At 27.4% G+C, this 16,161-nt stretch carries 10 protein-coding genes, 1 pseudogene and 1 riboswitch; of the genes and pseudogenes, 9 read left to right on the forward strand and 2 right to left on the reverse strand.

Features of this window, described 5'->3' with window-relative positions; all coding sequences use genetic code 11:
* The first annotated feature begins 3 nt into the window (after positions 1 to 3).
* The 7 genes from QOZ84_RS07715 (at position 4) to QOZ84_RS07745 (ending at position 9,815) form a co-directional block, all read left to right on the forward strand.
* Positions 4 to 2,775 (forward strand): calcium-translocating P-type ATPase, PMCA-type, encoded by a 2,772-nt coding sequence (locus QOZ84_RS07715; protein WP_284132374.1) that lies wholly within the window; start codon positions 4 to 6, stop codon positions 2,773 to 2,775.
* Positions 2,776 to 2,878: 103 nt separating this feature from the next.
* Positions 2,879 to 4,435, forward strand: a complete 1,557-nt coding sequence (locus QOZ84_RS07720; protein ID WP_284132375.1) for a YceG family protein — start codon at positions 2,879 to 2,881, stop codon at positions 4,433 to 4,435.
* A gap of 5 nt (positions 4,436 to 4,440) precedes the next feature.
* Entirely contained in the window at positions 4,441 to 5,562 is a 1,122-nt protein-coding gene (locus QOZ84_RS07725) for a toxic anion resistance protein (protein WP_284132376.1), read from the forward strand.
* Between the two features lie 87 nt (positions 5,563 to 5,649).
* Positions 5,650 to 6,726, forward strand: a complete 1,077-nt coding sequence (locus QOZ84_RS07730; RefSeq protein WP_284132377.1) for an HpcH/HpaI aldolase/citrate lyase family protein — start codon at positions 5,650 to 5,652, stop codon at positions 6,724 to 6,726.
* Positions 6,707 to 7,900 carry a phosphoribosyltransferase family protein gene (locus QOZ84_RS07735; protein WP_284132378.1) on the forward strand — a complete coding sequence of 398 codons (1,194 nt, stop codon included), beginning with the start codon at positions 6,707 to 6,709 and terminating at the stop codon, positions 7,898 to 7,900. The genes QOZ84_RS07730 and QOZ84_RS07735 overlap by 20 nt, the downstream gene beginning before the upstream one ends.
* Before the next feature lie 12 nt (positions 7,901 to 7,912).
* Positions 7,913 to 9,001, forward strand: coding sequence for a cysteine protease StiP family protein (locus QOZ84_RS07740; RefSeq protein ID WP_284132379.1), 1,089 nt, complete (start codon positions 7,913 to 7,915; stop codon positions 8,999 to 9,001).
* A gap of 28 nt (positions 9,002 to 9,029) precedes the next feature.
* Positions 9,030 to 9,815: an HAD-IIB family hydrolase gene (locus tag QOZ84_RS07745; protein WP_284132380.1), complete on the forward strand. Its 786-nt coding sequence runs from the start codon at positions 9,030 to 9,032 to the stop codon at positions 9,813 to 9,815.
* Between the two features lie 73 nt (positions 9,816 to 9,888).
* Here QOZ84_RS07745 and aspD read toward each other — a convergent pair whose 3' ends face one another.
* Positions 9,889 to 11,541 carry an aspartate 4-decarboxylase gene (gene aspD, locus QOZ84_RS07750; RefSeq protein ID WP_284132381.1) on the reverse strand — a complete coding sequence of 551 codons (1,653 nt, stop codon included), beginning with the start codon at positions 11,539 to 11,541 and terminating at the stop codon, positions 9,889 to 9,891.
* A 318-nt stretch (positions 11,542 to 11,859) separates the two neighbouring features.
* Positions 11,860 to 12,036, forward strand: a riboswitch (Lysine riboswitch).
* A gap of 246 nt (positions 12,037 to 12,282) precedes the next feature.
* On the opposite strand from aspD, the pseudogene QOZ84_RS07755 reads away from it, so the two are divergent.
* Together QOZ84_RS07755 and QOZ84_RS07760 are read left to right on the forward strand one after the other, a co-directional pair.
* Positions 12,283 to 13,422 (forward strand): annotated as a pseudogene (locus tag QOZ84_RS07755) (Na+/H+ antiporter NhaC family protein); the annotation flags it as partial.
* A gap of 163 nt (positions 13,423 to 13,585) precedes the next feature.
* The gene (locus tag QOZ84_RS07760; protein ID WP_284132382.1) at positions 13,586 to 14,776 is read left to right on the forward strand and encodes a pentapeptide repeat-containing protein; all 1,191 of its coding nucleotides are present in this window, start codon (positions 13,586 to 13,588) and stop codon (positions 14,774 to 14,776) included.
* Between the two features lie 38 nt (positions 14,777 to 14,814).
* Here the strand turns inward: QOZ84_RS07760 and QOZ84_RS07765 are convergent, their stop codons facing one another.
* Positions 14,815 to 15,870, reverse strand: a complete 1,056-nt coding sequence (locus QOZ84_RS07765; RefSeq protein ID WP_284132383.1) for a PTS sugar transporter subunit IIC — start codon at positions 15,868 to 15,870, stop codon at positions 14,815 to 14,817.
* Positions 15,871 to 16,161 lie beyond the last annotated feature (291 nt).

Consider the following 16,161-nt stretch of genomic DNA (forward strand, 5'->3'; position numbering starts at 1 on the left):
AAAATGAAATTTTATAATATAGAAAAAAAAGAAGTACTAAAAGGTTTAGATATACAAGAAGAAAAAGGCCTCTCGTCTAGTGAAGTAAAAAAAAGAAGAGAAAAGTATGGATTAAATGAGTTTACACCAAAGGAAGAAGGAAGTTTCTGGGAAGAGCTAAAAGGAAACTTAACAGAACCTATGATACTTATACTAATAGCAGCAGCTGGAATAAGTGCTTTAATTGGAGAAGCTCATGATGCAATAGGTATAATTGGTGCAATAACTATAGGTATAGCTATAGGTATGATAACAGAAGGTAAGTCTAAAAAGGCTGCTGATGCGTTATCAAAACTTACAGAAAATATAGAAGTTAAAGTACTAAGGGATGGTGAAATTCACCAAATACAAAAAAATGAATTACTTCCTGGAGATATAGTTTACATAGAAACTGGAGATATGATACCAGCAGACGGTAGACTTATAGAAAGTATAAATTTAAAAATAAGAGAAGATATGTTAACTGGAGAATCAGATGATGTATCTAAAAAAAGCGATATAACAATACCTATGGAAAAGATAGAATCTAAAGGACAAGTTATAGAACAAGAGCCAATCCCTGCTAAGCAATTAAACATGGTGTTTGGTGGGACCTTAGTTGCATATGGAAGAGCTACAATGGTAGTTACGACTATAGGTGATGAAACAGAAATGGGTAAAATAGCTCAAAATTTATGTGATGAAGATGAACAAACACCTCTACAAGCTAAGCTTGGTAATTTAGGTACAATGATAGCTAAGATATCTTCTGCAGTTGCAGGGTTACTATTTATATTTATGGTTGTTCAAATGGTAATGACTGGTGTGTTAAATGTAGACATGAGTGGTTTTATGCCATTCTTAGAATCTGTAGAACCAGCTAAAACTGCATTTACAGTTTGTGTTGCATTAATAGTTGCGGCAGTTCCAGAAGGCCTTCCTACTATGATAAACATGACTTTAGCTATAACTATGCAAAAGATGGCGAAAATAAATGCATTAGTTACTAAAAAAGAAGCTTGTGAAACGATAGGATCTGTATCTGTAATATGTTCAGATAAAACAGGAACTTTGACACAAAATAGAATGACTGTAGAAGTTGCATATATAGATGGTAGATATGTTGAAAATAAAGAGACCAAAAATAATAGTTATTTTAATGAAAATTGTACTATAAACTCTACGGCTGATATAGAAAACAACAATGGTGAGACAAAGTATATAGGTAGTGCTACAGAGTGTGCATTATTACTATATAATAATGATGATTATAGAAAAATAAGAAAACAATCTAATATAGTATCTCAAAATCAATTTACTTCTGATAAGAAAAGGATGACATCTATTATAGATAGTGACAATGGATTACTTTTATTATCAAAAGGCGCGCCAGAAGTATTATTACAATTATGTTCACATGTACAAAAGGCTAATGATATAGTTCCTATAACAGAAAGCATAAAAAATGAAATACTAGATGAAATAAAAAAATTACAAATAAAATCAATGAGAACACTAGGGTTTGCATACAAGCAAATATTAAGTGCAGGTCAAGAAGCAGCACTTACATTAGATCTTGAAGATATAGATGTTGATTCTAATGAAAATAATTTAGTATTTAGTGGATTTGTTGGTATAAGAGATCCATTAAGAGATGATGTTATTGATTCTGTTAATACAGCTAATAAAGCAGGTGTATCTGTAAAGATGTTAACAGGAGACAATATAAACACTGCAAGAGCTATAGGTGAAGAATTAGGATTACTTAAAAATAATATGAGAGCTGTTGAAGCTTCATTTATTGACACTTTAAGTGATGAAGAATTAAAAACTGAAATTCAAACAATATCTATCGTAGCCAGAAGTAAGCCAGATAGTAAGATGAGAATAGTTCAAGCACTACAAGATTTAGGTGAAGTAGTGGCAGTTACAGGAGATGGAATAAATGATGCTCCGGCATTATCTAAAGCTGATGTAGGTATAGCTATGGGTATAGCAGGAACAGAAGTAAGTAAAAGTGCAGCAGATATAATACTTACTGATGATAGTTTCTCTACAATTGTAGACGGAATACAATGGGGTAGAGGAATTTATGATAATTTCCAAAGATTTGTTCAGTTCCAATTAACAGTAAATATAGTAGCATTCTTAGTGGCTATAATATGTACAGTAAGTGGACAAGAAATGCCATTTACAACTATACAATTACTTTGGGTAAATATAATAATGGATGGACCTCCAGCGCTTGCATTGGGTCTTGAACCAGTAAGAAAACATGTATTAAAAAGAATGCCAACTAATAGAAATGCCAACATAATAACTAAATCTATGGGTATAAATATAGTCTTAAATGCAGTATTTATAACAGGTGTTTTAATGGTTCAATCTACTTTTAATATATTAAATGTAGCACCAGAGGAACAAGGAACAGTAATGTTTGCATTATTTGCATTTAGTGCACTTTGGAATGCATTTAATTGTAGAGAATTTAATGCAGATAGTATAATGCCTAACTTATTTAAAAACAAACTTGCACTACAAATAATAAGTGTAACTGCAATTGCACAAATAATATTCACACAACTATTAAAAGATTTCTTTAACTCAGTAGCACTAGATGCACTTACATGGGCTAAAGTAATATTACTTGCACTATCAGTAGTAATAATAAATGAAATAGTTAAATTTGTAATAAGATTATTTAAAGGAAATAAACAAGAAGAATTAGTAGAAGAATTAGCAACATCTAAGGAATAAAAGTACAACAATAATAGTAAGTATTATTTATATAAGCCTCATTCTAATTTAGGATGAGGCTTATATAAAAATTATATAGTATGTGAAAAATAGGAGGAGACGTGTGAGTGATTGTTTAGTTTTTGAAAAACTATTTTCTAGCCAATCAGATCGAGGAAATTATACTCCATCAATAAGCTATTTAAATTACTTTATATCTTATACAGGATTGAAAGACGAGGATTTATATAATCTTGAAATATTTAAAAGTAAAGAAAAATTTGATAGTAGGCAAGATATAGTATTGTTTTTTGACAGTATACCAAATCCCAGTGATTTTGATACTATAAATTATTTTAAAGATAAATTGAAAAATTATAATAATAGTTTAGCAAATATAGATATTACTATTGTGAATGATGAACATTTAAATGGTAAAATAAAAAAAGTGATTGATATATTTTTAGATAGCCAAAATAGTGAATTTAGCAATGATAGAGTTAAACAAAACTTTATTATTAAAATAATATCGTGGATTAAAGAGTATATAAAACCTTTGAAAATAAGTAAAGATGATGCTCCAAAAGTTATATTTTATGGTGATATAAAAAAGCATGAAGCATATTTATTACTTATAATTCATTTGATTGGATTTGATGTATTATATTTAAATCCAAATGAAGATAGCAATATAAATTTATTAGACAGTAAAAAATACAAAATAGAAGTTATTAAGTCTAATTTAATAGATGAAAATGTTAGTTTTGAAGAAAGAATAAAACTCGGTGAGGTAATTGAAAAATCAACTATAAAAAAGGCTATGACAGTAGGTGCTCAGGCATCTAAAAGAATAAGTGATCAATTATTAAATGATTGTAGCTTTATAAAGCCATGGCAACTTCAAGATAGGAAAATAAAGAGTTTATTACTTAATTCAACTTTAGATGAGATAGGTATATATTTTAAAGAACCATTAAAGCTAAGACCAGGGTTTACTTTTGATAATAAAAATGTTGAAGTTCCTGTATTTTTTTCTAAAATAAATGGATCTTACAATGATAATAATGATTATTTAGATTTTATATATAATTTTAGATTTAGTGATGATGCATTTTTTATAGAATTTGATGGAGACGTTAGTCGTTTGTCTAAAAAATTTACAAAAGATGCTTTTAGTTTATCTTTTTTAATTAATGGAGAAGGTATTATAGATAAAAAAGGCATATTAGAAAATAAAAGTTATAATATATCAACTCTAAATGCAAATATTCAAGAGCTCATTTTAGAAAAAGTAGAAGAAGTAATAGCTGGCGATATGTTTATATCTAAATTAAACAAAGAAGATAGAATAAAAGGATTATATACAGTACTTAATATGGATAAAAAAATTGTCCATATGATAAATAATTTTGATTATTCTCTTATTAACCCTAAACTTATATTGTACATAGAAAAAGATTTTATATTTGAAAAAGAAATTTTATTCTTAATGCTTTTATTAAGTAAAATAGGATTTGACATAATCGTATTATGCCCTTGTGGATCTAACTGTATAGAAAACGTAATAAATAATGAATTAATAGATATTCATAGATTAGATAAAATGGTGTATGAATTAAAATTAAATTCTATAACCAATGGAATACCATTATTTAAGAAAATTTTTGGAAAGAGGAGATAGCTAGCATGGCAATAAATATGAATAGACAATCAAGTAATAACTCTACAGTAAATGCACCTCAAATAGTAGAAGAAAAATTTGATATAGTAGAATATACAAATAATAAAAAAGCAGAACTTAGAAAATCAAAAGAGGTAGAGGCATTAACATCTTTGATAGAAGTTGAAAATCCTGATACTATACTTCAGTTTGGTAGGGGTGCATCAGAAGGAATAGCAAGAGTTTCAGATTCGCTATTAAGCTCTATTAAGCTAAATAAAAACGAAGAAAATTCTAAAATGTTACTTCATTTAGCAAAAATAATGGACAAATTTGATCTAGATGATTTTCAAGAAGCAAAAGAACCAAGTATCCTACAAAAGATATTTAAAAAAGCAAATAATGCAGTTGAGTTAATGTTTAAGAAATATGAAACATTAGGTGGAGAAGTTGAAAAAATTCAAATAGAATTAGAGCAATATGAAAGAGATATAGCAATGTCTAATAAACAATTAGGAGCTATGTTAGATGAGAACTTTAATTTCTATAATGAATTGCAAAAATACATCGTAGCAGGTGAAATGGCTGTAGAAGAAATGGATAATGAAATATTACCACACTTCAAAGAGAAAAGTGAAAATAGTACAGATCAAATGGACATGGTTAACTACCAAGACCTTTTAAAAGTATATGATATGTTAAATCAAAGAGTATATGATTTGAGAATAGCAGAAAATATATCAATACAAACTATACCAATGCTAAGAGGAATGCAACATAACAACTATGGTTTAATAAGAAAAATAAATAGTGCTTTTGTTGTAACGCTACCAGTATTTAAGCAGTGTTTATCTCAAGCTATAATACTAAAAAAACAAGAGTTACAAGCTAAATCTTTAAAAGCTTTAGATGATAAGACTAATGAACTTTTACTTAGAAATGCTCAAAATGTAACTACTCAAAGTGCTCAAATATCTAGAATGGCAAATTCAAGTTCTATTCAAATAGAGACATTAGAAAAAATGTATACTACTATAAAGAGCGGAATAGATGAAACTATGAGAATAGAAGAAGGTAATAGAGAACGTATGAAAGATAACAGTAAAAGATTAGAAGGTATAAATACATCATTAATATTTAATAAGTAATATGTTAAAGGGCTAATTTACTTGAATTAGCCCTTTATATTTTACAAAAAAAATATTAATAGTAATTGAATTTTAAGAGGTGAGAAATTGAGATACTTTGACTACATAGGTAATGAAAACCTAGAGAGACTATTTTTAAAAAAACCACAATATTTTAATCGTGACACGGGCAAAGAGTTATTAAAATATTCATTAGGTGCATTTATATACGTACCAGCTACAAGATACGATATGGCGTATAAAACTGTAAGTGGTAAAGTTATGGGCGCTAGGCCATTAGCAATATGCCTTGAAGATGCAGTGGGAGCAGCTGGAGAAGAAGAGGCGATAAAAAATTTAGAACTTATTTTAAAAAATTTCAAAGATGATAATGTGAAAAATATTGATGATATACCTTTAATTTTTATTAGAATAAAAGATGCGAATCAATTAGAAAAGATAAAAAAAATAATAACAGATTATGAAAAAATAATAACAGGCATATTAATTCCAAAGTGTGATTCACATCTTATTGAGAAAATAATAAATATATTAAATTCTTTTAAATTAACTAAAATATATGTTATTCCTATAATAGAAAGTAAAGAATTTATATATAAAGAAAATAAAGAGTATTATTTTGAGAATATGTATAAAACTCTTTTAAAACATAAGGATAGAGTTCTAAATGTTAGAATAGGTATAGCTGACTTATTAGGGATATATGGAATAAGAAGAAGTAAGCTTTTTTCAATGTATGATAATATAATTTGCACTTCATTTATACATGATGTTATAAATTATTTAAATAGACCAGAACTAGATATACCAATAAGTGGAGGAGTTTCGGAGTTATTTAATATGGACAATGAAATAATAAAAAATAAATATATTGAAGAAATAATGCTAGATAAATTCCATGGATTTATTGGAAAAACAGTAATACATCCAAATCAAATTAAAATTGTACAAGCACTTCAAGTTATAAGCTATGAAGATTATATGGATGCTAAAAATATATTAAATAGTACTGAGAGTATATACGGTGTGAGCAAGGGGATATTAGGGGAGCGAATGAATGAAGTAAATCCTCATTTATTATGGGCTAGAAAAATATTGATTCTATCACAAATATATGGAGTACTAAATGAAGGGGTTGAGTATAATGAATTACTTGAATTTTAAATGTGACATAAATATTGAAGATAATCCTCTAAATTTAAATATAGATGATTATCTTCAAGTGGGTATAAGAAATAACCCTAAAAGACGTTTTTTATTTGTTTCGAAGGTATTAGGAAAACATTTGGCTTGTAAACCAAAAATTATGGATGAGATAGGTGAGTCAATAGTAGAGGTATATAACACAAAAAACTTAGGTTTTAAAAATAATAAAGGGATTGTTATATCATTTGCTGAAACAGGAACAGCACTAGGTCACAGTGTATTTAATTATTTAGATGGGGATTATGAGTTTATACATACAACAAGAGAAAAAGTTGATGAATATAAAAGTCTAGAATTTTTGGAAGAACATTCTCATGCAACTGACCATAATTTATATTTTGAAGAACTTGAAAATATAAATTATGGAGATCATATACTTTTAGTAGATGATGAGATAACAACAGCTAACACTTGTATAAATATAATAAGAAAAATCCAAAGTATTTACCCTAAAAAAAAGTATACAATTTGTTCAATATTAAACTGGGTAAGTAATGAAAATATAGATAAGATTAAAAAAATAGAAAAAGAACTTAAATGCAGCATTGAATTCGTATATTTATTCAAAGGAAATTTCGATTTTAACATAAGTGAAGAAATACAATATAAAGAGATAGAAGATTTAAAAATAAGCCAAAAAAAGTTATGTGTAAATTATATAAACTTAGATATGAAAGATTATATAGGGGATAAGCGATATATAAAATATAGTGGTAGATTTGGTATAAATAAAAATGATCAAGCTAATTTAATTAAAGTTATAAAAAGAGAAAAAAACAAACTAGAAGTTAAAAATAAAGAAGATAATATATTAGTTTTAGGCAGTGAAGAATTTATGTATGTACCTATGATGTTTGCTAAAGAAATGGAAGGAAACATTTATTATCATTCTACTAGTAGAAGCCCAATTATAGAAAATAAAAACCAAAATTATCCAATAAATACTAAGTTTAAGTTAAATAGTTTTTATAATGAAGAAACTGTAAATTATGTATATAATTTAGAAAAAAATCATTATAAAGAATGTTTTTTATTTGTAGAACTTAAACAGGATAAAAAAAATTATGAAAAAATTATAAATATATTTAAGCAAACAAATATAGAAAAGCTAAATATAGTAGTTTGTAGTTAGGAGGTAGCAATATTGAACACTTTTGGAACTTATAACAAAGATGACGTAGTTTTTTTATTAAAAGATATATCAAATTTAATATGCGAAGAAAATAATAATGACCGTGAAATAAAAATACAAAATGGGCAACATTATTCACAAATGTTGCCTATAGAAAAAAGTGTGAGTGCACAATACTTAAACTTATATAAAGAACAATTAGAAAATAATAAAGAAAAATTAGCTTATGCAATAGGTGTAATGAGCGAAAAAATAATTAAAAAAAATGGAAAAGATATAGTATTAGTATCTCTTGCAAGGGCAGGAACGCCAATTGGAATTTTAGCTAAAAGATATTTAAAAGAGAGATATAATTTAAAATTACATCATTATACAATATCTATAATAAGAGATAAAGGTATTGATGTAAATGCTATTAAATACATAATAAAAAAACATCCAAATACTAAAATTCAATTTATAGATGGGTGGACGGGTAAAGGTACTATATGCGGGGAATTAAGTAAATCATGTGAATCTATGAAAAGTATGCTAGGAAAAGAAATTAAGCCAACATTGGCAGTTCTCGCAGATCCAGCAGGATATGCAGAAATTTATGGCGCAAGAGAAGATTTTCTAATACCAAGTGCATGTCTAAATTCAATAGTATCTGGACTTATTAGTAGAACGGTTTTAAGAGATGACATAATAGGAGATAATGATTTTCATGGTGCAAAATTTTATAAAGAATTAGTAAATGAAGATCAATCGATTAGATATGTAGAGACTATTGAAAACTGTTTTAAAAATCAGTATAAAAATATAGATGATGAAGTTGGAAAATATAATAAAGAAGAACTTAGTAAAATTGGAGATAGGGATATTTTAAATTTACAAAGAAAGTACAATATAGAAGATAAAAATTTTATAAAGCCAGGGGTAGGAGAGACTACGAGGGTATTGCTTAGAAGAATACCAGATAAGATAATTATAAAAGATATAGATGATGAGAACATAGCTCACATATTGGTGTTAGCTAAGGAAAAAAACATAGAGATAGTACAAATGGATTTGAAAGCTTATAGATGTTGTGGGATAATAAAAAACTTAAAAGATATATAAAATATGAACTATAAAGGATGCAGAGAATATGTATATTTTTTCGGATTTAGATAGAACAATAATTTACTCAAATAAATTTTTAGATACAGATGTTAAATATCAAAACATAGAAAAGCATGAAGGCAGAGATATATCTTATATATCATTAAAAACTATAAAATATATAAAAAAATTACAGGATATAGGTATGTTTATACCAACTACAACTAGAACAACAGAACAATTTAATCGTATAAATTTCAATCAATATGGAATAAATTTTTCCTGGGTAATAACAACAAATGGTGGTTGTATATTAAATAATAATCAAGTTTTAGAAAGTTGGAATGAAGAAGTAGAAAAAATTAAAAAAAATTCTTGTGACTTAGAGATTATGCTTAAAGATTTTGAAAAATATGTTGATTTACCTGGAGTTCTGAAATTTGGAATTGCTAGTGAATTATTTTTCTATATAGTAGTTGATTATTCAATATTTGATATACAATGTTTAAATGCATATATAAAACAATTGAAAGAACAAAAGTGGGATATGTATACTAGTGGAAGAAAGATATATTTTTTACCAAAAGGGATAAGCAAAGAAAATGCAATAAAACATTTATGCGAAAAACTTAATATCAATGAACATATTGCAATAGGGGATTCTACTATGGATTATAATATGGTCAAAAATGCAGATTATGGATATGTGTTAAAACATGGAGATATGTTAACTGAAAATGATGATTTATTTGTAAGTAAATCAGAAGGAATGAATGGAACTGAATTTATTTTAAAATCAATAATTGAAAATTATCAAGCTGTAAATATTTAATATTATTTAAAGAAACACAAAAGAATTAATAAAAAATAACCTATAAAAATAATTTTAATAGGTTATTTTTTATCTATATTAACTTTGAGTTATTTACAGCATCTTTTTTTGATGCTACATACTCAGATACATAGTTATTTAAAATAGTTTTTAAAGCACTACCTATTTTAGCATAAGCTTCATCTTGAAGATTAGCAAGTGAAACCCTTACAGACCACTCTGGAGCAGAAAATCCATTTCCACCAAGAAGAACTATAGAATAATCATTAGCTAATTTATATAATACATCTACAGGTGAGTATTTATGTTTAATGTAAGTTACAAAATCTTCTCCATAATTAACACGAGCCCATTGTTCTATATCAAATTGAGTATAATAAGCAGCATTGTCTTTGTCTTCTTTAATAGATACTCCAAGTGACTTGTACAATAAATTATAACGAGTGTTACAAATACTCATATTAAGCTTTTTATAAGCATTCTCAGTATCTATTAAAGCAAATGCAGAGAAAAATGCCATTTGAACTTGTTGAGGAGTTGAAAGCCCAGCAGTGTGATTAAGTGCTACAAGGCGGCTGTCAGCAACTATTCTATCCATAAATGATATAGAAGAAGGGTTTAAACTCATATCTCCATAACGTTGATTTAAAGAAATTTTTAATTCTTTATCTAAGTCGCTTATTCTTTTATCAAATACATTTTCTTCATGTAGAGCCATTGTACCTAATCTCCAACCTGTAACACCGAAGTATTTAGAGTAAGAGTAAACACCTATTGTATTATATGGTAGTTTTGCCATTAAAGATGTAAAATCATTTACAAAAGTTCCATAAACATCATCTGAAACTATCATTAAATCTTCATTATAATTTTTAACTACATCAACAAGGTTTGTTGCAGAAGTTTCATTTATAGCAATTGAAGCAGGGTTGTTAGGATTAACAACAAATAATGCTTTTATTGATTTATCTTTAAGTTTTTCAAGTTCATTCTTAGAATATTGCCACGTGTGATTTTTATGTTCATCTACTTCATCTGCATTTATATTTATAACTTCAAAATTATATCTAGGAAGATGAGGTATTTCAAGATAAGGTGTAAAAATTGGAGTCATTAAAGCTATTTTATCGCCTTTTTTCAAAAGTTCATTAGCCATTAAAGAATCAAAGATATAACACATTGCAGCAGTTGCACCTTCAACAGCAAAAACGTCTAATTTTCCACCAAGCTTTGTATCGTATTTCATTTCTTGGATTAAATAATCATGAACTATTTTTTCTAAATGAGGTAACATTCTATCAGGTAATGGATAGTTATCACCTATTATAGCATCGGCTAATTCATGAACAAAAGAATCTCCATTAAAATTTAATGTGTTTATGCCATAGTCTACGATGCTTTTTAAAAAAGAAGTACCAGGCATATTGCTGTTTTCGCTTATATATTTATAAAATCTATCACATATACCATACTTTTGAGGCATTCCAGCTAAATCACCTAAGTCCCAATCCAAACGAGTTTCATTGATTGCAAATTGGCCAAATGTGAAGAATGCTTCTCTAGGCGTTGCAGCAGTCCAGTTTGGGTTTCCACGACCAGCATCAAGTATATTAATATTTTTATTGTTTGCATTATATTTTGCTAAATCTATTAATCTATCCTTAAATTCAAAAGGACTTATTTTTCCATATATCATTTGTATTTCTTTATAACTATGCTTTTTCATAAAATAATCTCCTTAAATATAACTTTATAATTACAACCAGTTGTTATATATGATTATATAAAACTTTAGAAAAAAAGTAAATAATTAAAAAAGGTATATTTGTACAATTACTTTATAAAAATATTGTTTAAAACAAAATGAAGCTTTTTATATAAAATAAATATGAATTATTAGATTAATTAATTAAGTTCAAAGATTAAAAAATAGGATAAAAATTTAAAAAATAAAATTTAAAAAAATATAAAAATATTAAAATAATAGTTTATAAAAAATAAGTAGTACTATATACTCAATATTAATAAAATAAAAGTGAATAAAATATAGGGTAGAGGCTGCGATATTTATCAGTACTAGTAACGAGTTAAGCACGATGACTTATTAGGAAAGGAACTATCGCCGAAGTTTATAACTGATGCTTTAAGGTTATATATCTGGGGATACATATAATATATGTATAACTGTCACAAACTTGTTTTGTGGGGAGCTACATTTAAGGAATTATAGTACATAGTGGTATAGTAAAATTGTAATATGCAATTTTAAATTTGAGTTAATTAAATACTAAATTTATGTAAATAATATTAGAGCCTTGAGTGTAAACTCAAGGCTCTTTTTAATACCCTCCCTATTCACCTAAATAATATAAAATCAAGGGGGACGAGAACAAATGTAAAAGTTATATTGATTGCGATGGTATTGATCGTACTCTCAGCACCACTAGCATTTGCAGCAGAGGTTGATACAGCAGCACCGATAGCAGGCCTTGCAATAATATCTACATGCATAGGGTTGGAAGTTGGACTTATAAATGATGCTTTTAACACAATTGGAGTTGAAGTTGATGCATTTGGAATATTTTTAAATACTATACCATTTAGATTTTATAATATATTAATATTAGCGTTTATAGTAATAACTGCATTACTAGCTAAAGATTTTGGTCCAATGAGAACTGCTGAGTTAAGGGCTAGAGGGTCTAAAGATGAAAATATTGATAATAATACAAACACATTTAAAGAAGAATCTGATTTAGAGCCAAAAGAAGGGGTTAAATTAAGTATCTACAATGCAATAATACCAATAGGAACATTAATATTAGCAGCTTTAGTATCTTTTTATTACAGTGGATATTCTCAGATAATGGTTGGAGAAGACAAAACTTTAATACAATTATTTACAAGCCATCCATATTCATTTGAAGCAATAAAGCAAGCCTTTAGCGCATCAGATGCATCAGTAGCATTGTTCCAATCAGCATTATTTGCAAGTATGATAGCAAATTTAATGGCAGTAGGAAAGAAAATATTTACTTTGTCAGAGGCTATAGAAGTTTGGATAGATGGAATGAAAGGCTTATTCATGACAGGTGTCATACTAATTCTTGCTTGGTCATTAAGTTAAGTAATAAAAGAATTAGGAACAGCTAAATATTTAGTAACACTATTATCTGGATCATTACCACATTTTTTATTACCAAGTATAATATTTATATTTGGATCTATTATATCATTTGCAACAGGAACAGCTTATGGAACTATGGGAATATTAATGCCACTAGCAGTTCCACTAGCACACTCAATGAATCCAGAAATGTCATTTATAATAGTGACTACAAGTGCAGTACTTACAGGGGCAATATTTGGAGACCATTGCTCGCCTATATCAGACACAACAATATTATCATCTATGGGAGCTGGGTGCAGTCATATAGATCATGTTAAGACACAAATGCCTTATGCATTGTTTGTAGCTATTATGACAGTACTATTTGGATATATACCAGCAGGGCTTGGGTTACCAATTTACTTAGTATTACCGATTGCACTAATTGCTATATTTGTAGGAGTTCAAATTCTTGGAAAAAAAGTTGATTGTGAATAAGAAATTTATAATACTGTAAATTACTTATTAGAGCCTATTTAAATAGTTTTATATATAAATAGAATAATTATAATTAAAAAAGAAAATAATAAATAAAAAATGACGTAACTATATGTGTTGCGTTATTTTTTATTTATTATTTTTAGGCAGGTGGAATGTATTTATGGCATATGTAAATTTTAAAGAAGAAAAGTCTGTATTAAAAAAGCAATTAGATAAGAGAAAAAACAATAATGAAAAATTATATATAGATATAATAAAACATAAAGAAAATTTAAGTCAGTATGTACCCAATTTAGAATTTAGTTATAAGAAAGTGATTAATAAATTAATAGGTAAAAAAGGAATATTTGAATCAGAGAATTTTCAAGAAATAATTAATCAAGATATCATTTGTACTAGGTTTATAGGTTGTAATTTTAGAAATGTAACATTTAAAGAGTGTAGATTTGTTGGCTGTATTTTTGAAGAGTGCAATCTTAATGGCGGAGGAGTGATATTTGAAAACTGTACTTTTCTAAAAGAAGATAGTGAAAAAATACCGTCTTTAAATATAAAAGATAATTTAGGATGTAGTTTTTATAATTGTGAAATATATGCTAAATTTTTAAGTTGTGACATATCATTTACTATTTTTGAAAAAAGTAAAATTAAAACAACGATATTTGAAATGAGTTATATGAATAATACAATAATTATATACAGTGAATTGAATATGGTCGAAATTATTGACTGTGATTTGTCAGGATTTAAAACACTTGAAACATATATAGTTGATATATCATTTAATGATAAGTACAAAACTAAATTTGATGAAAAAACATTTTTTGATAAAATTATACCTAGAGTAAAGGATAAACAAGAGTATGAAGGTATATATATGACATATGAGACGTTAGCTGATAAATTTAAAGAAAATACACTGAACAATAATTTTGGTGAATACTATTATTTAGCAAAGTGTACAGAAAGAGAATGTGTAGAACCTGTATCTAAAATAGGTTCTTATATATACTGGTTATTATGTGGTTATGGAGAAAGACCTTGGTTTTGTATATTATCTTCTCTAGCAATAGTGATTATATTTGCATTTATATACTTAATTATAGGTGTGGAAATAGATGGGAATATTATTAGTTATTCATTAAATAATATTAGTACATGGAAATTAAATTTATTTATAAGAGATTTTAATGAAGCTATTAATTTGAGTATAGGTATGTTTGCAGGTGTAGGAGTAAATAATGCAAAACCAACAGAAATAAGTTATATAATTTCTAATATAGAGATGCTTGGAGGTATTGTAATGATGGGGCTAGGTATAGGAACATTAACCAGAAAGGTAATTAGATAAAAAAAGAACGTAGATATTTCTACGTTCTTTTTTTTATATTAAGCTACTTGACTATCTTCTGATTTAGTACCACGAATTTCATCAGCAGTTTTTATTTTGTGATTTTTAAATAAAGTATATCCTATGAATCCAGAAAGTATACTTACAACTATACATCCACCAGCTGCTAATAAAGCAGGAGTACCGTTTTGACCAACTGCTACAGCGAAACCAGCTATTGGAGTAGCCATACCAGGAGTACTTATAGCTAGTGGTGCTACATAAGAACTTATTAAAGCAACTACAACACCAGATAATGCTCCACCTATAAAGTTAGTAGTGAATACTGGGATTGGGTTAGCAGATATTATATCTGATTGAGTTAAAGGCTCTATAGCAACAGCTATTGTGTCTTTCTTTGAACCGAATTTCATCTTTGAGAAGAATATAAAGTTCATGAAAGATGAACCAAATACTGCTAATGCACCTATTGCCATTGGAAGACCAGTTAATCCTATTATAGATGTTAATGCCATTGAAGATAATGGAGCAGTAGCAACAACAGTTATTAAACCACCTAATATTATACCCATTAGTATTGGAGATACATCAGAAGCAGCTATTAAAGCTTGTCCTATTTGCATTAAAGTTCCATTTACTATTGGATCCATAAACATAGCTATTCCTCTTGCTAAAGGAGCAGCAACTAATATTATAACTATTAAATCAAGTCCAGCAGGAGTTTTCTTTTCTAAGAATTTAACAACGAAAGATATTAAGTATCCTGCAACGAATCCTGGTAATATTCCGAAACCAGAAACAGTTAAACCAACTAATACAGCATATACAGGAGATACACCTAAAGCTAAAGGTACTAATATACCAGCAGCTACACCACCTAAACCACCGTTAGCAGATCCAACTCCTTCTAAAAACTTTATACCCATTTGTTGACCTAATAATGAGAAATGGAAAGCTTCAACTAAGAAACTTGCGCAAGCTGCACTTGCTAATGCACCCATAGCTTTCATTCCGTGAGGTGCTTTGTAACTAAATAATGTAAATAATGCCAGTACTACTAATAATAAAGCTGTACTTGTTAAAATTTGTGTCATTTTAATTTTCTCCTTAATTTATAAAAATTTAAATACCATTTTCATGGTACTGTTTTCCTTGTGGCCCCTATCGTTAAATTTGGGCTGGAACAATTTTTATTATAAAACAAACTTCGACAAAAGTAAACAATTTTACAAAAATAAAATTTCTTTTTTAAATAAAAACGCAATAAAATCTTTAAAAAATATGGCTAATTTACATTTTTTTCAAATAAAATTTACTTTATAAAGCATTGAGTTAGAGTGGTGTTATATTGAGGATTGCCAACAAAGAGCGCAAAAACTAATTAA

Origin of the sequence: Romboutsia sedimentorum (assembly GCF_030131845.1) — a bacterium.
GTDB lineage: Bacteria > Bacillota > Clostridia > Peptostreptococcales > Peptostreptococcaceae > Romboutsia_D > Romboutsia_D sedimentorum.

What these genes read in the sequence shown, in the direction of transcription:
- QOZ84_RS07715 (WP_284132374.1), top strand. Translation starts at nt 4, where the DNA reads ATGAAATTTTATAATATAGAAAAAAAAGAAGTACTAAAAGGTTTAGAT.
- QOZ84_RS07745 (WP_284132380.1), top strand. Translation starts at nt 9,030, where the DNA reads ATGTATATTTTTTCGGATTTAGATAGAACAATAATTTACTCAAATAAA.
- QOZ84_RS07760 (WP_284132382.1), top strand. Translation starts at nt 13,586, where the DNA reads ATGGCATATGTAAATTTTAAAGAAGAAAAGTCTGTATTAAAAAAGCAA.
- QOZ84_RS07725 (WP_284132376.1), top strand. Translation starts at nt 4,441, where the DNA reads ATGGCAATAAATATGAATAGACAATCAAGTAATAACTCTACAGTAAAT.
- QOZ84_RS07735 (WP_284132378.1), top strand. Translation starts at nt 6,707, where the DNA reads ATGAATTACTTGAATTTTAAATGTGACATAAATATTGAAGATAATCCT.
- QOZ84_RS07765 (WP_284132383.1), bottom strand. Translation starts at nt 15,870, where the DNA reads ATGACACAAATTTTAACAAGTACAGCTTTATTATTAGTAGTACTGGCA.
- aspD (WP_284132381.1), bottom strand. Translation starts at nt 11,541, where the DNA reads ATGAAAAAGCATAGTTATAAAGAAATACAAATGATATATGGAAAAATA.